18 protein-coding genes and 11 tRNA genes are annotated in these 20,978 nt (G+C 41.2%); 6 read left to right on the top strand and 23 right to left on the bottom strand.

The annotated features are described in order from the left end of the window. Positions 1-111 precede the first annotated feature (111 nt). The 4 genes from AC6IZR_RS10055 to AC6IZR_RS10070 all read right to left on the bottom strand — a co-directional run bounded on the left by AC6IZR_RS10055 (position 112) and on the right by AC6IZR_RS10070 (position 7,106). Positions 112-1,992 (bottom strand): beta-N-acetylhexosaminidase, encoded by a 1,881-nt coding sequence (locus AC6IZR_RS10055; protein WP_497848548.1) that lies wholly within the window; start codon positions 1,990-1,992, stop codon positions 112-114. After that, positions 1,986-2,855, bottom strand: a complete 870-nt coding sequence (locus AC6IZR_RS10060; protein ID WP_497848549.1) for an ROK family protein — start codon at positions 2,853-2,855, stop codon at positions 1,986-1,988. Before AC6IZR_RS10060 ends, AC6IZR_RS10055 begins: the two co-directional genes overlap by 7 nt. A gap of 84 nt (positions 2,856-2,939) precedes the next feature. Next, positions 2,940-5,585 carry an alpha-mannosidase gene (locus AC6IZR_RS10065; protein WP_497848550.1) on the bottom strand — a complete coding sequence of 882 codons (2,646 nt, stop codon included), beginning with the start codon at positions 5,583-5,585 and terminating at the stop codon, positions 2,940-2,942. A gap of 240 nt (positions 5,586-5,825) precedes the next feature. Beyond that, the gene (locus AC6IZR_RS10070; protein WP_497848551.1) at positions 5,826-7,106 is read right to left on the bottom strand and encodes a glycoside hydrolase family 125 protein; all 1,281 of its coding nucleotides are present in this window, start codon (positions 7,104-7,106) and stop codon (positions 5,826-5,828) included. A 215-nt stretch (positions 7,107-7,321) separates the two neighbouring features. Between AC6IZR_RS10070 and AC6IZR_RS10075 the strand changes: the two genes are divergently transcribed. After that, positions 7,322-9,397, top strand: a complete 2,076-nt coding sequence (locus tag AC6IZR_RS10075) for a GH92 family glycosyl hydrolase (protein WP_497848552.1) — start codon at positions 7,322-7,324, stop codon at positions 9,395-9,397. 191 nt (positions 9,398-9,588) lie between these two features. Here the strand turns inward: AC6IZR_RS10075 and AC6IZR_RS10080 are convergent, their stop codons facing one another. From AC6IZR_RS10080 to AC6IZR_RS10115, 8 genes are all read right to left on the bottom strand, one after another. Then, positions 9,589-10,146: a DUF6287 domain-containing protein gene (locus tag AC6IZR_RS10080; protein ID WP_497848553.1), complete on the bottom strand. Its 558-nt coding sequence runs from the start codon at positions 10,144-10,146 to the stop codon at positions 9,589-9,591. Positions 10,147-10,285: 139 nt separating this feature from the next. After that, positions 10,286-11,791: a zinc ABC transporter substrate-binding protein AdcA gene (locus AC6IZR_RS10085; RefSeq protein ID WP_497848554.1), complete on the bottom strand. Its 1,506-nt coding sequence runs from the start codon at positions 11,789-11,791 to the stop codon at positions 10,286-10,288. A gap of 2 nt (positions 11,792-11,793) precedes the next feature. Further along, the gene (locus tag AC6IZR_RS10090; protein ID WP_003009676.1) at positions 11,794-12,597 is read right to left on the bottom strand and encodes a metal ABC transporter permease; all 804 of its coding nucleotides are present in this window, start codon (positions 12,595-12,597) and stop codon (positions 11,794-11,796) included. Further along, the gene (locus AC6IZR_RS10095; RefSeq protein WP_003013743.1) at positions 12,590-13,294 is read right to left on the bottom strand and encodes a metal ABC transporter ATP-binding protein; all 705 of its coding nucleotides are present in this window, start codon (positions 13,292-13,294) and stop codon (positions 12,590-12,592) included. The genes AC6IZR_RS10090 and AC6IZR_RS10095 overlap by 8 nt, the downstream gene beginning before the upstream one ends. 1 nt (position 13,295) lies before the next feature. Next, the gene (locus tag AC6IZR_RS10100) at positions 13,296-13,733 is read right to left on the bottom strand and encodes a zinc-dependent MarR family transcriptional regulator (protein ID WP_003004547.1); all 438 of its coding nucleotides are present in this window, start codon (positions 13,731-13,733) and stop codon (positions 13,296-13,298) included. A gap of 485 nt (positions 13,734-14,218) precedes the next feature. Next, positions 14,219-14,743 carry a DUF1697 domain-containing protein gene (locus AC6IZR_RS10105; RefSeq protein WP_061853397.1) on the bottom strand — a complete coding sequence of 175 codons (525 nt, stop codon included), beginning with the start codon at positions 14,741-14,743 and terminating at the stop codon, positions 14,219-14,221. Position 14,744: 1 nt separating this feature from the next. Beyond that, complete coding sequence (locus AC6IZR_RS10110) at positions 14,745-15,380, bottom strand: DJ-1/PfpI family protein (protein ID WP_201090036.1); 636 nt, start codon at positions 15,378-15,380, stop codon at positions 14,745-14,747. A 289-nt stretch (positions 15,381-15,669) separates the two neighbouring features. Continuing rightward, entirely contained in the window at positions 15,670-16,122 is a 453-nt protein-coding gene (locus AC6IZR_RS10115) for a helix-turn-helix domain-containing protein (RefSeq protein WP_497848555.1), read from the bottom strand. A 320-nt stretch (positions 16,123-16,442) separates the two neighbouring features. Between AC6IZR_RS10115 and AC6IZR_RS10120 the strand changes: the two genes are divergently transcribed. The 5 genes from AC6IZR_RS10120 to AC6IZR_RS10140 are packed head-to-tail and all read left to right on the top strand — an operon-like array spanning position 16,443 to position 19,933. Further along, positions 16,443-16,916 (top strand): hypothetical protein, encoded by a 474-nt coding sequence (locus AC6IZR_RS10120; protein ID WP_497848556.1) that lies wholly within the window; start codon positions 16,443-16,445, stop codon positions 16,914-16,916. Between the two features lie 40 nt (positions 16,917-16,956). After that, a complete protein-coding gene (locus AC6IZR_RS10125; RefSeq protein WP_497848557.1) occupies positions 16,957-18,153 on the top strand; it encodes a replication initiation factor domain-containing protein in 1,197 nt (398 codons plus the stop codon). 2 nt (positions 18,154-18,155) lie between these two features. After that, the gene (locus tag AC6IZR_RS10130; protein ID WP_254730721.1) at positions 18,156-18,542 is read left to right on the top strand and encodes a hypothetical protein; all 387 of its coding nucleotides are present in this window, start codon (positions 18,156-18,158) and stop codon (positions 18,540-18,542) included. Positions 18,543-18,601: 59 nt separating this feature from the next. Further along, entirely contained in the window at positions 18,602-18,796 is a 195-nt protein-coding gene (locus AC6IZR_RS10135; RefSeq protein ID WP_000598356.1) for a DUF3173 domain-containing protein, read from the top strand. 3 nt (positions 18,797-18,799) lie between these two features. Further along, positions 18,800-19,933 carry a tyrosine-type recombinase/integrase gene (locus AC6IZR_RS10140; RefSeq protein WP_049486504.1) on the top strand — a complete coding sequence of 378 codons (1,134 nt, stop codon included), beginning with the start codon at positions 18,800-18,802 and terminating at the stop codon, positions 19,931-19,933. Between the two features lie 74 nt (positions 19,934-20,007). On the opposite strand, the gene AC6IZR_RS10145 is transcribed toward AC6IZR_RS10140, so the two are convergent. The 11 genes from AC6IZR_RS10145 to AC6IZR_RS10195 all read right to left on the bottom strand — a co-directional run bounded on the left by AC6IZR_RS10145 (position 20,008) and on the right by AC6IZR_RS10195 (position 20,972). Beyond that, positions 20,008-20,091, bottom strand: a tRNA-Leu gene (locus tag AC6IZR_RS10145). A gap of 10 nt (positions 20,092-20,101) precedes the next feature. Next, positions 20,102-20,173: transfer RNA gene (locus AC6IZR_RS10150), tRNA-Gln, on the bottom strand. Between the two features lie 19 nt (positions 20,174-20,192). Continuing rightward, positions 20,193-20,265, bottom strand: a tRNA-His gene (locus AC6IZR_RS10155). Positions 20,266-20,277: 12 nt separating this feature from the next. Continuing rightward, positions 20,278-20,348, bottom strand: a tRNA-Trp gene (locus AC6IZR_RS10160). A 6-nt stretch (positions 20,349-20,354) separates the two neighbouring features. Next, positions 20,355-20,435 (bottom strand) — tRNA-Tyr (locus AC6IZR_RS10165). Between the two features lie 15 nt (positions 20,436-20,450). After that, positions 20,451-20,523 (bottom strand) — tRNA-Phe (locus AC6IZR_RS10170). A 3-nt stretch (positions 20,524-20,526) separates the two neighbouring features. Beyond that, a tRNA-Met gene (locus tag AC6IZR_RS10175) sits at positions 20,527-20,600 on the bottom strand. A 12-nt stretch (positions 20,601-20,612) separates the two neighbouring features. Further along, positions 20,613-20,702: transfer RNA gene (locus tag AC6IZR_RS10180), tRNA-Ser, on the bottom strand. Between the two features lie 7 nt (positions 20,703-20,709). Continuing rightward, positions 20,710-20,781 (bottom strand) — tRNA-Glu (locus AC6IZR_RS10185). A gap of 10 nt (positions 20,782-20,791) precedes the next feature. Further along, positions 20,792-20,865 (bottom strand) — tRNA-Ile (locus AC6IZR_RS10190). 36 nt (positions 20,866-20,901) lie between these two features. Then, positions 20,902-20,972 (bottom strand) — tRNA-Gly (locus AC6IZR_RS10195). Between the last annotated feature and the right edge of the window lie 6 nt (positions 20,973-20,978).

Genomic DNA, 20,978 nt, shown 5'->3' on the forward strand with positions numbered 1-20,978 from the left:
AATTTATGACATAGCTTTAAAATAGGAGTAGAAAAGGGCGATTGTAAACACAGCTCCTCTTCTACTCCTATCCACCATGGATAAGACATCTGTCATCCAACTTGGCATTTTTTACGTTGTATAAATAGTTGAGGCGGTCGCAATGGTATGCCACTGGTTAGCTGTTGTAGCTGCGAAGTCCTTATCTCCGTAGAAATCATTAAATGGCAAGATGTCTACTTCTAGTTCATCGATTCGTGAGATGGAACCAGTTAGATAGTCCTCCATACGGCTTTCAGCGCGCTTGATCCGTTGCAAGAGGCCTCCCATACGAATATCCACTGTATCCAAGCCAAAGACCTTGTTTTCTTTCAGCCATTGTTGGCTAAAGAGCTTGTGGAAGGTTTCAATCTGGCTTCTTAATTTTGGTAATTCTTCTCGAGCAATTTGTTGCAAGCTCTCTTTATCACCTGTTTGATAGGCTTGACGAATGCGTCGCCCCACATCAACCTTGCCACTTAAAATAGCATTCAACTGAGCCTGAGTTTCGAAAAGATAAGCGTAGACTCCAGCTTTTTCTTTAATGTCAGAAAGGGTCTCAGCAGCCTTAGCAAAGTGGGGCTTGTCCTGTTCAGGGGTCATGTGCTTATCAAGAATTGGGCAAAGGACATCCTGATAAAAGACATAGCGGTTGGGGTTGATACCATGTATATTACCTGGTAGGTCTGGCAAGAGGTTGGCTAGATCCAGCTGCATGAAGTCCTCAACTGATAGACCTGTATTGGTCTTGAAGTGGGCAGATAGACGCTCTAAATCATTGCGGTAGCTGAGTTCCGCCCAGATTTGTAAGCTCGGTAGGATCGAGAACTGGGTTGTTTCCCCACCATTGTCCCCCCAACCCGTCACGATGACTTCCTTGATCTGGTTGGCACGGCAGGCTTTATTGGCTTCGACTGCAATGAGACGGCTGAAATGGTTGTGGGGCGTAAAACCAATCCATTTCCAAGCGCCACCTGCAAAGGCGATATCTTGGCTAATCTTGTGGTGATTACGGAAGTTTCGGTTGTATTTTTCCTCGCTATCCTGATAATAATCCCAGTAAACCAAGGTCACACGGTCTTTGAGACGATCTAAGTAAACACGAGTTTCTTCTGGAATTTCTACCTCACGATCATACTGGCCGTCTGCTGACATGAGCTTGAAGAACATATCGCTCCACATCTGGCAGTGGAAACCATACTTGTCTGCAATATCCAGCACGCGCTCCAAGTGTTGGCACATGAGGAGACTGCGATCAACCACACCGTTCAAGATGAGGTAGCGTCCCAAACCAACCAGGTGGGCTTCATCCATCCCGATATTGACCTTGCGAGTTTGTAGTTTAGATAACGTCGCAAACATACCGTCAATCAGGTCGTAGACTTTTTCTTCACCGATGAGAAGAATGTCCTCTACATCGCGGAGTTGCTGGACTTCCTTAACCCCCCATTTGACAAAGGCAGATAAGTGAGCCAAGGTCTGGATACATGGTACAAAGGTCATGTCAAACTGGTGGGCATAGGCTTCGATTTCCTGTAATTCTTCAGCAGCATAAGCTCCACGGAAATAACCAAAGTAAGGTTGCCCCTCGATTTGATAAGTATCTTCCATGTAGAGCTCAAAGGTTGAGTAGCCCATCAGAGCCAAGACTTCAATCATCTGCTTGGCTGATGCGACATTGAGCACGGCATTGCGCGAACAATCCGCCATATAGGCTAAATCTTCATAAGCCGCCTGCTCCTCAATCTCTACCTTATCCCCTTCTGCTAAAGCTGTTGCGAGCACAGATAAGGCACGGTAGAGTTGATGAGGTTTACGGTAGGTCAATTGATACTGCCCCTTCTCCCCCTTGATAGAGATGGAAGCATGGTCAGACTGAGCGACCGCCACCTCTACATCTGGTAGAGAAATGTGATTGTTTAATACTTCAACAGCTTGGGCTTGTTTGGGACTAAGTCCGATAAAACTTACCATTGGTTTTCCTCCTGTAACCAGTTGACAAGGGCACCGTAGAGATTGGCATCTGCCTGATAGGTGCAAGCTTGGATCACTGGCGCAATTGTATACTCTTCATATCTTTCCACAAAGACGTCTACCGCTTTTTGCACCCCTTTGATAAAATCTGGGTTCTGACTGATAGAGCCACCGAGGCTAATGACATCTGGGTCGATTAGGTACTGAATATTGAGGAGCCCTTGAGCTAGATTACGATTCATCCGCTCAATGGCTTCTTGGCAAAGGGCATTGCCTGCTGCAGCCTCTTGATAAACCTTACGGCCATCCCAGTCTGACTGACCTGATTTTTCAATCACATAACGAACCATGTTTCCTGTAGAAGCTAGTTGTGACCAGTTGTTGAGTTTTTCTGCTGGTTCGATAGTTGTCATGTAACCAAACTCTCCACCCAAGCCATGGCGACCACGGTGAAGCTTGCCATTGATAATCATAGCCCCGCCAATCCCTGTGCCAATGACAACACAGGCTGCATTTTCAATCTCAGGATGAGCTAGCAGTTCACTAAGTCCAACACAGTTGGCATCATTTTCTAGATGGACAGGTAGCTGGTGATGAGCAAGGGCCTGGTACCATGAAAATCCATGAATGTAAGGAATGGCACTAATCCCCTCGATCACTCCTGTTTCTTGATTAACCGCTCCTGGGACACTCATAGCAATCCCACGATAGTCCTGTTCTGACAAGCGTTGGTCCAACCAAGCCAATAAATCTTCTAGAGTTTCTGGAGTTGGGGTGCTGCTCTTATCTAAAATCTTTCCATCAGGAGTTAGACTAGCAAACTTAATGCCAGTCCCTCCGATATCAATCGTTGCAATGGTCATTGCTTTCACCTGCAAAAAGGAGCGAATCAGCAGTTGGTTCTTACTTTTTCGCTCCTCCTTTCTGTTTATGTTTACTTTTTGAAATTAAATTTCTTCTTTTTGAATCAATTCTGTTCGAATTTCCTGTGGTGCCAATAGTCCTGTATGGATAGGATACGGTTGCTCCAGAAGATCGACAACCGTTTGTTGACCTTCTGACACGCGCACATTTTCTTGGCTCATATTGTAATAGCGAAGGATGTAACCTTCTTCATTTTCAGCAACTTTAAAGGCTGTTGGACATACTTGTGGCAAGTTCAGTGCCGGATGGTTAAAGAGACTTCCCGTTGCTGCAACGCTACCCTCTTGTTTTGCAACTTGAAGATCTGTAAATGGCACCTGGAAGGCTTTGGCACGACGGAAAGCTGAGAAGCGGCCCTGAGCTTGATGGCATTCCACTGCATATTCCACCTCAAAGGCCCGCAAGCATTGTGCTTCTGGTGTTGGGAAATAGCCCCAGTCACCGAGTTCTCCTGAAGCACGAAGAAGTGTTACAGCTATTGTGTCGTCTCCAAGGATTTCATATTCGTTCAATCCTTTGTTAGCTACTGTCACTCCTTTGACATCATCATACAAGCTGACAAAAGCTTGTTGGTGTTGGGGATTTTCAGGATTTTCCCAAGAAGCGGCCGGTTTATTTGGCCGTGTCACCACCTCATAGATGCTTTCCGAGTCGTTGCTTGGACGAGTGTTATGAGTTTTCACCAAGAGGCGGATACGGTGGTCTTTAGCAGTATTGGTAAAGCGCGTCTTGAAGCGAATTTGTGGGTCATCCACAAAGATGGTCATCTCCGTTTCAAGAGGGATGGTTGTCAGCTCTTCTGAGCGACTTGCCTTGCGGTTCATAAACTCGATAACGCCTCTTTGCTCCGCATCCAATTGTTCATCCGCGCTGACCGGGATCGTCAAGTCATGCTTGAGCAAGATTTTGGCATAGCGAGCATTGTTTTCCAAGACCTCATAAGCTGTTAACTCCGCATAGATCGGCTCAGTTCCTTTCGGTTGGAAGTAAATATATTCATTTCCGATATCCCCACGATCTTCAAAACGAAGGAAATCCTCATAAGCCTCATTGGTCGTTTTGTCGTAAAGGGTCAAGCCATCATCGATACTAAGGGTTACAAATGGCGTATCGATCACCCCATTTTGGAACAGATCATCATGATGAGGTGCTTTGCCTTCCAAGAGCTGGAAGGTCGTCCAAGACAAGGCTGCCAAATGAACCGGAACCGTCACGCGCACTTGACGTGCAATATAGGGTTGGCGGAATTTATCCTTAGGCAGGGTATAGCCAAAGCTTGCTCCCAAGTCCTCAATCTCTGCTTCTACAAGATGTCCATCTAAATCTTCTACGTGGTAGTCTGGCAAGCTCAAAGCAGCCATTTTCTTGAAGCCTTCTGTCGGATGCAATTCCTTAAATGGACAAACCGCAACATCGACAATCGTGCTGACGGTGTCCACCTTATTATGCAAGCCAGTGTTGATGGCCGTAAAGAGGTGCTCGCTCTGGGCTTTTTGAGTCGCTAGTTTACCCTTCCATTCGTTCAGAAGGTTGGTCTTGACAAAGTTTCCAACTTGGTTGACCTTGGCAAAACGAACTTCCATCTCACGGTGAACATCATCCACACTACATCCACAAATACTATCGTGTGGCGCATTTTGTAAGAGTGTCTTCCAGGCATAGGTCAATTGACCCTTGTGGTTGTGACCACCAGTAATGATGGTCAAAGGTTCCACCACTTGCTCGAGCAAGTTGCTGTTTTCTTGGAAGGCTTGTTTGAGGTAAATACGTGAAGAAGAGGTATTAGCAAGAGTGTACCAACCATCTGTTTCCTGACTTGTCAATTCTCCCGTAACCGTTGATAATTGTTCAGGAAGTGCACTTTCCACTGCTTGCACATATTCATCAAAGGAGCTGTGAACAAAGGTCACGTCAGGGAACAGTTCGTTGGCCACGCGAATAGCTTCACTCAAGTTTCGTTGAACCGGTTGGTGGTCGCAGCCGTTCATCATTAACCATTGGTTGGTGGAGGCATAGTCGCGAACATCTGCCAATTTTTGTTTCCAGAAAGCCAAAGCTTCATCTTTATCCACTGGAATTTCGTTCCCGTTACTGTACCAGTTGGCAAAGAGAATACCCAGCACACGGCTACCATCCGCCCCTTGCCAGTACATTTCAGAAAATTGAGAGGTAAATTGCTCATCTTCGAGGACTTGGTTGTCAAAGCCGATTGGTTTGACACCACGCCCAAAAGCTGCTACGTGAATGCCTGATTTTTGAAGGATTTGAGGAGCTTGTCCCATATTTCCAAAGGTATCTGGGAAATAACCAATCTGAGTAGATTTGCCCCATTTAGCGCATTCAGCCTGTCCGATCAAGGTATTGCGGACATTGGCTTCACTAGAGATCAGGTAATCATCCTGCAAAATATAGAAGGGACCAATCTTGAGCTTGCCCTCGTCGATATAGCGCTGCACCTTGTCACGGTTTTCAGGGCGAATTTCTAAATAGTCGTCAAGGACAATGGTTTGTCCATCCAAGTGGAAACTTTTGAATTCAGGGTCATTTTCAAAAAGATCAAAGAGATTGTCAAACAGTTCCACCAATTGCATCCGGTGGCTTTCAAAAGGTAGATACCACTCACGATCCCAGTGGCTATGAGAGATGATATGTACAACAACATTTTCCATGAGTAAAACCTCATTCTAACTTAAATTTTTAATGTTTTAAATATAAACTTGTGATTCTAACAAGAATCAGTGAAGCTAAAGCGTGCTCCTTATACTCAATGAAAATCAAAGAGCAAACTAGGAAGCTAGCCGCAGGTTGCTCAAAGCACTGCTTTGAGGTTGTAGATAGAACTGACGAAGTCAGTAACATATATACGGCAAGGCGAAGCTGACGTGGTTTGAAGAGATTTTCGAAGAGTATTAGCGAATATCCAAGTAATCCAAGACTAATTCGCAGAACATCATGTTGGCCCAAGAGAACCATTCACGCGAGTATTTAGTTGGATCATCTACATGGAAACTTTCGTGCATGACGCCCGTGCCTCCATCGCAGGCAACCAACTGGTCCAGCAAATGTTTTTTCTCAGCTTTATCTGTCGTTGTCAATCCTTGAATGGATAAAGCAATCGGCCAGATATAGCGATAGAAGGTATGAGAACTTCCGAGCCCACTTGCGTACTTCCCTTCATAGAAGTATGGATTTACAGGACTCAAAATCGTCCGACGAGTAGCTTGGTAGACTTCATCGTCAATAGCGCAGTAGCCCATATAAGGAGCTGCCAACAAACTTGGAACGTTCGGATCATCCATGATGCTAGCATTTCCCAAACCGTCTACCTCAAAGGCATAGATTTTCTCTCCCTTGCTGTTAGTGGTGTAGGCGTAGTTTTCGATTCCTTCTTGAATCTCCGCTTGCAAGCGTTTGGCATCTGCAATGATGCTGTCACTATCGGCTAGATTCAATGCTGCGAAGATTTCTTGCACATAACCCAAGACAACCACTGCAAACATATTGGACGGGATTAAGTAGCTATACTGACAGCAGTCATCACTTGGACGGAAGGCTGACCAGGTCATGCCTGTCACAGCGAAATCTGGCCCAAAGCCGTCATTCACCAGCGTGTCTTCCTTACGGTCTGTATCCCGAACAAAGCGATAAGGGGAATTCTTGTGGTCTTGCTCCACTGTCCAGAGATGAAGGATTTCCTTGGTCGCTGTGACAAAGGTTTCATCAAATTGGCTAGTCTCATCAGTTTCCTTCCAAAGGAGGTAAGCCAACTGCAAGGGATAGCACAGCGAATCCACCTCATACTTGCGCTCCCAAATCCAGCCATTCAAATCAGTATGGTCGGTCTCGTGATGGCCCTTCCAGTTCTCCTCAATATTAAAAGAGTTAGCATAGGGATCCTTGAGAATCAAAGTCATCTGGCGCTTGACCAAACCAGCAATGGTCTGGCGCAATTGGGGGTCTCGTTTAGCCACATGAAGATAGGGCCTCAATTGAGCCGTTGAGTCACGCAACCACATAGCTGGGATGTCCCCTGTTAACACAAAGGTTGAACCGTCTTCTAAAATTTCAACTGTATTATCCAAAGTGTCTGTATAACAACGTTCAAAGACATCCACCCACTCCGGGTACTCCTTAGCACGCTCAGCCACTTGATCCAACCATTCTCGCACAATTTCTTTTGAATAGGTCATTTATTTTCCTCACACGTATCGATTCTTTCCTATTCAGTATAAAAGATTTCAAAGGGGAAATACATACGCAAACTATAGCCCTTTTTCTACAAAATTTTCCATTTGATAAAAACGCTATCATATTTGACAACACTTTGATACAATGAAGAAAATACCAGCGCGTGTTCAAAAAAAAATACAGATCATTTAAGGTTGATGAAGAAAAAGGAGACAAGATGCGCACACATTGCCAAACCATCGATACCCGCTGGGGAAGCGATAATCATCCCCACTATTCCCACGGAAATACCCTCCCTTATACCGGGGTCCCTTTTGGGATGAACTACTTCCTTCCCCAGACGACACACGAACAAGGAGCTTGGTTTTTCAACCCCAATCTCCCTATTTTTCAGGGATTTCGCCTCACCCACCAGCCTAGTCCTTGGATAGGAGACTACGCTTGGTGCCTCATCACGCCCATCACAGGAAAAATTGCAAGTTCCGACCTCTTCCGTCGCCAAAGCAGTTATTCAATGAAAGAAGCTCTTTTCCAGCCCCACTACCTTCGTATTTTTTCGGAACGTTACCAGATTCAAAGCGAGCTGGTTCCAAGTCGCTACGGGGCTATCATGCGCTTTCGAGCACCAGAAAAGCTGACTCTCTGCTTTCATGCAGCAAAGGAACTAGAGGACTTGACTCTTACAGACCAAACCTGCCACTTCCACATTCTGGATCAGGCTCATACCGCAGATACTTCCTACTCTTTCTATCTCCAGTGGCAATTTAGCCAGCCGATCGAGAACGTCACTCATATCGATCAAGATCTTTTTCTCACCTTTTCTAGCAATGAAGTGACCGTCCAATTAGGAACTTCTTATCTGTCCCAAGACATGGCTCACAGCCATCTTCCCAACCCTTCCCTAGAGGAAGCTAAAAAAGAAGCAGCCGATCAATGGAATCAACTGCTAAAACGAATTGAAGTAAAAGATGCCGGAGGGCGTGACCAAGCCTTTTTCGACCATTGCCTTTACCGACTCCTCCTTTTCCCTCAAACCTTTTATGAAACAGATAGCACGGGAAATGACTGGCACCTGGATGTCACCCATAATGAAATCAAATCAGGAAAAGCTTATACGAATATCGGATTTTGGGACCTCTTTCGGACCTCTTTTCCGCTCTTTAGCCTTGTCTACCCCGATTACTACCGTCACTTTCTCGAAGGATTTTTAAACACTTACAAGGATACTGGTTTTCTACCAAAATGGTTGGCCCCAGATGAACGAGGAATGATGCCAGGTACCCTCATCGATGGCGTCTTTGCGGATGCTGTCACAAAAGGGATCGCACCAGACCTACATGAAAACATGCTGACAGCTATGCTCCAGACGGCTCAAAAAACAGACCCTACTCAACATTTTGGTCGCCATGGCAATGAAAGCTACAAAGCCCTTGGCTACCTCCCCGATGATTTTCACGAAAGTGTTAGCCATAGCCTAGATTATGCCTATAGTGATTTTTGCATTGCTACCGTTGCCAAGCAATTGGGTCAGACAGAAACGGCTACTCAGTATGCTACTTCCAGCCTCTCCTACCGAACATTGTATGATACCCAAACAGGCTTTATGAGAGCACGATCCACCAATGGAAACTTTAAAGAACCCTTCTCTCCTACTAGCTGGGGAGGAGATTATGCAGAATGCTCTGCCACCCAGGCTACTTTTGGAGCCTTACACGACCTCTCCGGCCTGATAGAGCTAATGGGCGGTAAAAAAGCCTTCACCCAACGACTGCTGGATCTGGCCAATCAAAGACCTCAATTTGATGTAAGAGGATATGGCTATGAAATCCATGAAATGAGTGAAATGGCCCAAGCTCCATTTGGGCAGATCGCCATCTCCAATCAACCCAGCTTTCACATTCCCTACCTCTTCCGTTACAGTCTTCATCCCGAATACACTAATCTCCTGATCCACCAGATCCGCTCCCAAGCTTTCCATCAAGATTTCCAAGCCTATCCAGGTGATGAGGACAATGGTAGCCTATCTGCTTGGTACATCTGGTCAGCCCTTGGACTCTATCCAACCTGTCCAGGAAAACCAATCTATGATCTGGGCCTCCCTCTCTTTAAAGAAGTCCTTCTCCATCTTCCCAAGCAAGAGCTCAAGATTTGCGCCAACTCACACACTGCAGGCGCCTATTTCATCCAAAAAGCCCTATTAGATGGCAAAGAGAAACAAGAGGTTTCCCATCAAGATCTACTTGAAGCCCAATTGCTCCAATTTGAGCTTTCTTGGCTCCCCCCACATGCATAAGAAAAAGAGAGTGGGACAGAAATCGGTAATTCGTTAGAATTCGATTTCGTCGTCCCACCTCCGCACAGTTTAGTAGGGCTGTAAAAGCTGATGAAATCAGCGTAGTAGAGCCCACTCAACCACTGCGTCTTGCTCGACAATCCAAAAACAATTGAGAGGCTAGGACTTTTGTCCCAGCCTCTTTTTTTCTGTTATTCATCTCCTACATGATAGTAGATCGAGCCTTGTTCCACAAAACTAGCGATACCAACACCAGACCACAAGCGGTTTTTAGAGGCATCTGATGTATCCTTAAAGACCACTTGTCCTTGATCATCGACCTGATCACCAATGGTTACTCCCGCAGGAATATACTCCAACAAGAAGCCCCCATCACGACCACCATAAATGCCTTCTGAGGCGGTTCCATAATCCGTCAAAGAAGCTCCATAGCCCTCTAACTCTTGTGAGACCAACCCTTTGTCGTTAAAGACTAGCTTGTTTCCTTTATCATCTTGCCAGACCCCAGCAATACTGCTGTAATCTCCATTGGCAATAGCCTCAAGATCCATTTTCTTCACTTCTTTTTTCTCTTCTTTTTTTTCTTTCTCCTTCACTTCTGAACTAGAAGCATCCGTCTTTTTGACCTCAGTTGAGGCAGTCGTTTGACTAGAAGAAGCCGGTGATTTTTTGCTCGCTCCCTGTTGCGAACAAGCCACCAATAAGACCACACTGAAAAGACTCACAAGAATTGCACCAACTTTTTTCATTTAATATTCCCCATACATTTTTTTAGTTTAAAGCCCTTTCATTGTAACGTATTTTCAAGCATTTGACAAGCTTCACTCCCCATTTTTAATCAAAAAGAGACCGGGATAATCAGCCCTAGTCTCTCTTTAGATACTGCTCTTAATGAGCCAGCATTTCCTGTGCCACTTCTAAACCAGATAAGTTGGAAGGATAATACGTTGGCCAATTTTCCAACTCATCATAAAGCGCCTCTTGACTCTTTCCTCCATGGAAAATGTGGAAGTGAGCTGCCTTTACCGGAGTAATTTCATGGTCACTAAATTGAACATATTTGAAGTCTCCCGCATCGCTCTCCTTCGCTTCAAAAAGATAACGAACACCACGATTTCCCTTCTTATAAGTCAAAATGTGCTTACCTACGTATTTATAGGTATATTTCTTAGAAGATCCTTTTTGATAAAACTCCATTGAATCCTTATCAATCTTAATCCGATCAATATCTGTTTGGTAACCCTTGGTATAATATTCCTTATACTCAGCAGCAGTCATGGTTGGGTTTAGTTTTGCCTTATAATCAAAGACCTGATCCAAAGTTCCATCTTGCAAGTATGGATAAACCGATTTCCAATCTCCCGCATAATTTGCCAAGCTACGATCCTTCACTTGACGATCCTCGAAATAGCCCTTTTGAACCGTCTTAGAATCTTCCTCATGTTCCGGTTGAATATCCTTACCAGCTTGTGACGTTGTTTTCTCTAGCGCCTTCAGATTCTCCTTCATGACAGAAACGTAGTCTTCGCCATCTTTCATTTCTTGATCCGTCAGGCTTTCCAAAGGATTTAAGACAGCCAACTCAACACCAGCTTCAGAAGACAAGGTTTTCGCCAAGGACTTAGAAGCATTTTCCTCAAAATAAATCACCTTGATCTCATTTTTCTTGATATACTCTGTCAATTCACGCAATCGTGCAGCAGAAGGCTCGCTATCAGGTGAAATCCCTGAAATGGCCACTTGGTTTAATCCATAATCCAAGGCCAAGTAACGGAAAGCCGCGTGTTGGGTCACAAAATTCTTTTGTTTAGCATCTTTCAAGCCATCCTGATAAGCTTGATCCAAAGCCTGTAACTTCTTCAAATAAGCTTGCGCATTTTTCTCAAACGTCTTTTTCTTATCTGGATAAGCTGCGACCAACTGATCGCGAATCGACTCTACCATCTTCATGGCACGATGTGGAGAGAGCCAAAGATGTGGATCATATTCATGATGGTGTTCTTCGCCCCCTTCGTGTTCATGTTCCTCTTCCAATCCAGGAAGTAAGACCATGCCCTTGGTGGCATCGATCACTTTGGTTTTCTTATCCTTCATTGATTTCAAAAGATTTGGAACCCACGTTTCCATGTTTTCATTCTCATAGACGAAAACATCCGAATCTTGAATCATAGCCCGCCCCTTAGCAGACAATTCATATTCATGAGGCTCTGATCCCGCTCCAATGAGCAAGTCTACCGTTCCTTCATCTCCGACAATATTTTTTGTAAAATCATAAACAGGATAGAAAGTGGTCATCACTTTTAATTTCCCATTTTGACTCTGACTTTTGCCACAAGCTGTCAAAACAAGGGTCAAAGCCACTAACAATAACCAACCAAATTTTTTAACGTTCATATCTACTTCCTCAAACGTGATCCAAGATTCACAAGCAAGAACAGTGCCACAAATAAAAGCGTAATACTGGCACTCGCTGGTGTATCTGCAATATAAGACAAAATCAACCCACTAAACATCCCGATAAAACCAATGATGACCGCAATCAGCATGACCCCACGGAAGTTCTTCCCTAATTTCAGCGCAATACTAGCCGGTAAGACCATGATGGTTGAAACCAATAACGATCCTGCTGCAGGAATCATTAAGGCGATAGCAACCCCTGTCACTACATTAAATAAGATAGACATGGTCCGGACCGGAAGCCCATCTACAAAGGCCGTATCTTCATCAAAGGTCAAAATATACATAGGACGCAAGAATAAGGCCGTCAGCACTAATACAACGAAAGCAATCACAAACAAGGCGATCACCTGTTCATCCGTAATGGTTAGGGTAGAACCAAACAAATACTGATCCAAGCTCATCGAGCTTTTCCCACCACCACGCATCAGTACTAAAGCTAGGGCAAGACCTGTGGACATTAAAATTGCCGTCCCGATCTCCATAAAGTCCTTAAATAAGGTCCGCAAATACTCAAGAAAGACCGCAGCAATAATGACAATGATCATAGTCGAGAGCGTTGGAGAGATCCCAAGGAAAAGCCCAAAAGCGACACCCGCAAGAGAGACGTGACTCAGCGTATCACTCATCAGACTCTGCCGTCTTAAAATCAAGAAAATCCCTAACACAGGAGAAAAAAGACTCATGGCAACCATAGCTAACAAGGCCCGCTGCATAAAATCATACTGGAATAAATCAAGCATGGTCACCCTCCCCTTCTGTATCATGGACGTTAAAACATCTCCAAGGAGAGCTCTGGTCGCGAACCAAATGAATATTCCGATCCGCGAACTGGTTAACCTCTTCAGGGTCATGCGTAATCATCAAAACAGATTTTTGATGGTGATGCGCACTATGATGCATTAACTCATAAAAATCACTCTTTGTCGTCGCATCCATCCCTGTTGTCGGTTCATCTAAAACAAAGATATCCGGATCTGAAGCAAACATCCGAGCAATGACGGCCCGCTGTTTCTGACCACCAGACAAAGAACCAATCGCCCGATCCTTGAACTCCAGCATGCCAACAGATTCTAAACTCTTCAGAATATGTTTTTCATCGTGCTCATTCAACTTTCGAAACCAGCCTTTACGAGGATACCGACCTGACTTCACAAATTCATAGACCGTACTTGGAAATCCAGCATTAAAACTAGCAATCTGTTGTGGCAAATAAGCAATCCTTAACTTCTTTCCCTTAACATTCGTCTTTGAAATCTCAACTGTCCCGACCTTGGGCTGTAAAATCCCAAGACTAGCCTTAATCAAGGTTGACTTAGCAGCACCATTTTCACCGGTCAAGGTCACAAACTCCCCACTATCTAAGTAGTAATTGATCCCTTCTAAAACCGGTTCCCGATCATAATAAAACGATAAATTTGAAACCGTAATATACCTCAAACTATAACTCCTCTTCCAATAAATCTAAAAACCTCGAAATAACCCCTTGCTCATTCTTAGTAAACTTCGACAAAACATCCTCATAAGTGTGAAGAGTATGCTGATGGTGGTGCTGATGCTCTAATGCAATTGGCTTACCAATCTCAGTTAAGCGATAATAGAGAACTCGAGCATCATTCTCATCACGATAAGTCTCTAACATCCCCTGGCTTAATAAGGGCTTCACGGCCTTTGTGATAGCCGCCTGACTGACATTCAATTTCTTAGCTAAGACAGAATTGGTTAGAGCTTCATCAGCAACCAGCATCAAAATATGTTCCTGAGTGTTAGTTAATGAAACACCACTTGTACAAGAACCAACTAAAATCTCATGCTGATTTTCTGATAACAATAAAATAGAATTTAAAAATCGATCGATTTTATTTGCAACTTCAGACAAAATTAACTCCTTCTAATTCACCAAAAGAAACTTTACCGGTTAATTATATCATAAAAAAGAAAAAAATAAAACAAAAAAAGGAGTAAAACTCCTTTATAATCTATACCGGCGGCCGGGGTCGAACCGGCACGTCCTTGCGGACACTGGATTTTGAGTTCCATAACTACATTATTTAAATCTTACAACCTTGATTTAATAGGGTTTTAAGCCTTTTGAATCTTGCAAAATAGACTCATTTTTCAAATTTTTGTAACTTTTTGGTAACCCCGTTAAAGACACGGACTCATGCCCCAGATAAAGATAATTCAAATTAGATTACGTCTATCTATTTACTTACCTTTTATTTACTTTAATTCCTTTATCTCTTTTAGAATACTAAAAATATAGAAACTAAATAGAACTATATCTAGGAAATCAAACAAAAAGAAGCTTCTTTCCCCTAACAAGGAGGATATGGAACGTTATGTAGTTATCTTGTTTAAAGATTATAATTTCGTAAGTCGTTCTACCACACTCAACTTCCTCATAGTCATCCGAATTCCAAATTTCTTTTCAAGATAATTTGTGTTTAAACGTTTTTTTCGAGCATCACGTGGTAAATATAGGTAACAGCACTCGTGACCACCATAGAACTCTTCATCTCCAAAATTCTCTCTACTAAGTTCTGTTAGAGTACTTTCGGGAATCTCTTCGTTAGTAAAAACTAGATGAATACGAGAACTATCATAAGTATTATCAAATGGGTTTTCTTGAATAGCAATCTCTAATTGATTAATTTCTTTGATAATTATTGATAAATCAGCTCCAATTTTATCCAAAATCGTATCATGAACTAACTTTCTGATTTCTTCGTCAGATAACTCTGATTCTAACAGTATATTCCCACTCTGAATATATGTTTGAACATTTAAAAAACCAACTTCTGTTAGGATTTCTACTAAATAAGACATTTTGGGAATTCTATTGGTACCTGTTGGTGTTACTCCGCGAAGAAGAATAATCTTTTTCATACTAATGTCCTTGTGCATCTTTTTCTAAAGAGTTCATCATTTCAAAATAATAATGAGCATCCCCCGTTGAAAAATAATTAAACCATGCTTCTACTGTAGATTTTGAATATAGGCCTAACTCCTCGACAATGAGCTTAGTCCATGATAAAGATCCGGCTGAGCTAGCGGTAATAAGCTTTCCATCTTGAACTGCAATCTTATCTTTATAATAATCCTGCCCTCGATAATGTTGGCTCATCTGGGTTAAAAAGAATGAAGCATTACTTGTATGATATCGATTATCTAAAATTCCTTTTTCAGCTAATCCCAAAGTAGCGCCACAAATAGCTCCAACTAAAATATTTTCTTGCAATAGTTTAGAGGCTACTTCTAAAACATCATCTTGCTCATTATCCAACCAAGTATCACCTCCAATAAGCACTAGCGCAGCTGCATTTGCAGTATCTAAATCATATAGATTAACATCTGGAACAATTGTCATGCCTCCAGCAGTTTTTATAGACTTTTTCCCTTTAGAAACTGTTACTAATTTTACTTTAGCTTCTCCTAACATTGACTGTAAGCTTAGCGCCTGCATTAAATAGCCGTGTTCGAAATCAGCCATAGTATCTTGAATATACATATAAATATTTTTCATCATTCTTACTCCTCTTTGATAAATGATCGAACTATTAATTGTTTTTATTGTATCATATTTTATGTTTCGCTGTAATACCAATATTTTTTACTTCATCAGTAAAATAGCGATTTTTAGACATTAAACAACCTACGGAGGCTCACCGTAGGTTTGTATTTATGTTATCAACTTATGCAACGTTTCAACCACTTGTCCTCAATACCACTGTGCTCCCGTTTAAAAGCAGAGTGAAGGATAATGACAAATAGTACCAACATCTAGAATGAATTTAGAAACTAAAAACAAATCATCAATCTGCATTAAAATAATCATAAACCTCTTTAAAAAGGGTATGCAATATTTCTTGCTCCTCTTCATCTAAATTATATTTAGAGACTAGCTCGTCCATATAGTCAAATGCAGTGAAATGATTTTTTATCCCATGCATGACAATAGCAAACTTCAGATCATTTAGTTCTGTTTTATTAAACTCTTTTAATTTTTTCAAATCAATTTTAGTGATTGGATGCGGGACAACATCTAGAGTACTGTAAGTCGTTTTTCCTAATAAATAGTCGGTCGTGGTATCAAATAATTTTGCTAATTTAACAACCGCTTCTAAATTAGGCTCTAAAGTTCCGTTTTCCCAACGAGAATAAGTACCTTGTTGTACATCAATCATCTCAGAAACTTGTACCTGTGTTAACTTCTTACTCTTTCTCAGTTCCTTAAGACGATCTCCAAAAGAATTATTACTAAACATTGTATCCTCTTTAATATTCGATTCTGTATATTTTAGCTTGACAAAATATTCTAAACGGTATAAAATAGAATTATTCCATAAGGAATATTTATTTTGAGATTAAATATTCCATTGAGAATATTATATCATAAAAGGAGGTAAAAGCGTATGTAATTTGTAGTCGATTTAAAAAATTTTAATAAAGGAGGTAAGATTCGACAAAATAAAAAAATCTTGAAACAAATGTGCCGTTCGTTCCAAGATCAAAACATATTATGTAACAATTATACCACAGAAAACTCCTCAGTTGCACAAGAAAATTTCGGAGGTTTCACAAAAAGATGACCAATAAAGAGTTAGTCAATCAAATTTCTGGCCTAAACTCTACCTCTACTCTTAAAAATTGGATTCAACTGATTAAAGAGATTAGTGGCAAGGAATTTAAAAAAATTAAAATTCCTATCAGTAGAAATCCCAGAACTCATCAATTAAGTTATACAGTTGCCTTTGACTTTACAAACGAAGACCTTAGACAATTTCAAAAGTTAGCTAACCTAAAACTTGAAATAGGTCTAAAAGAGGCTATACAAGCCGTATTTGGGAGTCTAGCAGATAATGAGCACGAATCCCTAAACCAAGTAATAGATGAGCTCTATGATGAACTGAGCGCCTTAAAACAGGAATTTAAGCGAGAAATACGACTGATAAAAAATGAGAATGCCAGTCTAAAAAAGAAAATCCAAGATATTGAAGAGTCGATGCAAACCGGCTTACTAGGGTTTGTTCAGAAGAGGTCAAAAAATAGGTTCGGCTAATAGCGAGTTTTCGGCTGAGCCATGAGGCAGAAAGCCGAAAATGAGCGTAGATGCGGACGGACCATTTTTGACCGATAGGGTGTGTAGTAACACCACCCTCTGCAAGTTAGGTGTACCATCGAAAGAATTCAGTATTTCCAAGGGTTTCGGAGATTTTAAGAGTGGCAAAATTAGGCAAAAAGTTGAATCAAAATCTATGGCAAAAAATGAACATTTACGTTCTGTATTTGACTGGATTCAAATTCAGTTTGATAAGACTGAATTTTCGCCAAGAGAAATAATCGAAGACATTCTATTTCTTGATTATGACCTATTTATTGAGAATAAAGGGAGCCTTAAATACTATAACTATGATAGCCAGCTTCATTATGGGAATATCCGTATCTACTATGGAGCGAAAGAGTCGTCCTACATGCTTGTCATGTCAGGACAGGCACTCGAGTTCTTTAGAGATATGGTATTAGATCCAAATAGTCTGTCCGAAAGACAGTTTCTGAACAACCTCTACTACAATTACAATCAGTTTTCAGTAAGACGAATTGATATTGCAATAGATGATTTTAATGAAACACCCTATTTCACTCCTAATCAGCTTCTAAAGATTTGTCAGAAGAAACGCTTTATATATGGAAAAAGCACTTACTACAATACCTACGGAGATGAAACAATCGGCCAAACCTTATATTTGAGAAAACCCAATGATGATGAAAGACTTAGAATTTACGATAAACGCTTAGAACGAGCTGAGAAGCTCGGTATCAGCAAGCGTTTTATAGAAAATTGGATAAGAACTGAGTTAGAACTTAGGAAAGAAAAAGCTCACTACTTCATTCAAGAATGGTTGCATTCAGAAATAGATCTTCTCAACTTTACCAAGGGATATCTCAAAGAAAAAGTGAGGTTCTATAGTGATAGTCAATTCTCAAAACCTTTGAGATCTTGGGAAAAGTTTTTAGGTCACTCAAAACCTGTCTCTATCATTATTCCAAAACCAAAAACAGAACTAGAACAAAAATTAGAATGGTTTACCTATAAAGGTTCTGGAGCTATTCTAAAAGCGTATAAATTTCTATACGACAATAACTTACTGCATGAGTATGAGAAGTCTAACTATCTCGCACTCAACAATATGGAATATCCACCAGATTTAGCAAGTGGATTAATAGAACGGGCAATTCTCTTTAAAAGAGAAGATTTAATCCCTACAATCAAAGAAAATATCAAAAGGAGAAATTAATTATGGCAAAAATGCTTTCACAAAATGACTGGAATTTTAATAACATTGGAACAAAATTTGAATTGGATGAAGTTATTCCAAAATTTGAAACTGAAGTCCGAGCAGATGCAAACGGAGAAATTATCAAAAACCGAGATGGTAGCGAAAGACGTTTTAATACCAATAAAATCATTGGTTGGAAATACAATGTAACAATCAAGGATGGACAATTCAAAAAGAAATCAACCCAAGTCTCAGTAGATAATCCAGATGCCTTGGTTGATAATGACTATATCCAAGCAATGGATCAAGTACCAGTTACATTTGACAATTTACAAGCCACTATGATTAGTTCAACGATGTATTACAAGGCGGATGCTATCCATTTAGTAGATGTAAAACAAAAATAAGTATTAGACAAGGGGAGTTAATCCTCCCCTTACTTAATCTAATCAGAAAAGGAGATCACATGATTAAAACTGTAACAAAAGATGACCTTATCGAACTTGGATTTGCTCCAGGAACTGCAAGAAAGATTATCCATACCGGCAAATTACTATTAGTTAATCGTGGTTTTAACATCTACGATAACAAACGGATAGGTACAATTCCAGCTAGTGTCGCTGAAGAACTACTAGGAATTGAACTCCAGAAAGAAGCATAATGAATGACTATTCGTAAAACTAAAAGTGGTAAATGGACCGTTGATGTTTCTAATGGTTTCCACCCCGTCACACAAAAAAGAATACGTATCATTCGAAAAGGATTAAAATCTAAAAAGGAAGCCCTAGAACTAGAACAACATATTCGAGTTGTAGAATTAAAAGAGAAACAATTTGACTTTATAGTGACAACGGATATGTTATTCGACTTACTTGAAGAAGATGATTTGAAAAATGGCAGAAAAGTAAGCTACACAAGTACACAAAGAAACAATTATGAGCGTCATATTAAGCCTTATTTTAAAGATACAAATTTAAATAAATTAACGTATGACCATATATTCGAATTTCGTGAATACCTAAAAACAAAACCTAAAAAACAAAATGAAAATGAAACATTAAGTTATAATACAATTAATAAAATTCTAATTCTACTTAAAAAAATTTTTGATACTGGTATAAGAAAATCCCTCATTGATAAAAATCCTGTTGAGAATCTGAGAAAATTACCAATTAGCAAGCCTAATATCAAATTTTGGAGTATAGAAGAATTCACAAGATTTAGAGAACTTATTCGAGATGATGAAATAAGCTATGACCTGTTTTTCGTAATTGCTTTCTTTACTGGAATGAGAATGGGAGAAATCCTCGCATTGAACTGGAATGATATAAACCTTTTAACAAATACGATTTACGTTACCAAAACGGTATACTTTGTTAATAATACAAGCTACATTAATACAACAAAAACACGTTCAGGAACTAGAAATATAACAATAAATCAGAAATTAGCAGAAATGCTAATAGATTGGAAAGTAAAACAAAAAGAAAAACTTGAGGAATTTACGAAAAATACTGAAGAACTTCAAATAATACAGAGTACACCAATAACAATTACAAAAAATATGATTGATAAGAAGTTTAAGCAAATACTAGAAAGGGATAAAGATTTAAAGAAAATAAGAATTCATGATCTGAGACACTCTCATGCATCATTACTTATAAATCAAGGAGAAGATTATCTTGTTGTCAAAGAAAGATTAGGACACGCATCTATTACAACAACAATTGATACTTATTCCCATTTGTACCCTAGCAAACAGAAAACATTGGCTAATAAACTTGATGATTTATTTTAAAATGGAAAAAATTGGTAACTCGACACACAACAAAGAAAAAAAGACAAGGTCCGAAAACCTTGTCTTTATTACTATACCGGCGGCCGGGGTCGAACCGGCACGTCCTTGCGGACACTGGATTTTGAGTCCAGCGCGTCTGCCAATTCCGCCACGCCGGCATAAACTTAACTGGGGTAGCTGGATTCGAACCAACGCATGAGGGAGTCAAAGTCCCTTGCCTTACCGCTTGGCTATACCCCAATAATAATATTAATAAATAGGCGAGTGATGGGGATCGAACCCACGCATGCCAGAGCCACAATCTGGTGTGTTAACCACTTCACCACACCCGCCACAATTATTAACACGGGCAGTAGGAATTGAACCCACACTGAAGGTTTTGGAGACCTTAGTTCTACCTTTAAACTATGCCCGTAAAGGATGGAAGGGGAGGGATTCGAACCCCCGAACCCGAAGGAGCGGATTTACAGTCCGCCGCGTTTAGCCTCTTCGCTACCCTTCCTGATTATTGAATTGATGGCGCGAGACGGAATCGAACCGCCGACACATGGAGCTTCAATCCATTGCTCTACCAACTGAGCTACCGAGCCAAATTGCGGGAGCAGGATTTGAACCTACGACCTTCGGGTTATGAGCCCGACGAGCTACCGAGCTGCTCCATCCCGCGTTAATTTTAAAAAGGAGGATGTGGGATTCGAACCCACGCACGCTTTTACACGCCTGACGGTTTTCAAGACCGTTCCCTTCAGCCGGACTTGGGTAATCCTCCAAATATATAGTCCGTACGGGATTCGAACCCGTGTTACCGCCGTGAAAAGGCGGTGTCTTAACCCCTTGACCAACGGACCATACTATTAATGGGCACGAGTGGACTCGAACCACCGACCTCACGCTTATCAGGCGTGCGCTCTAACCACCTGAGCTACGCGCCCAAGTTAAAAAACTTGGAAAAATGAACAAAAGTTCAAAGCGGGTGACGAGAATCGAACTCGCGACAACAGCTTGGAAGGCTGTAGTTTTACCACTAAACTACACCCGCTTAAAT

This window comes from Streptococcus mobilis (assembly GCF_059727625.1).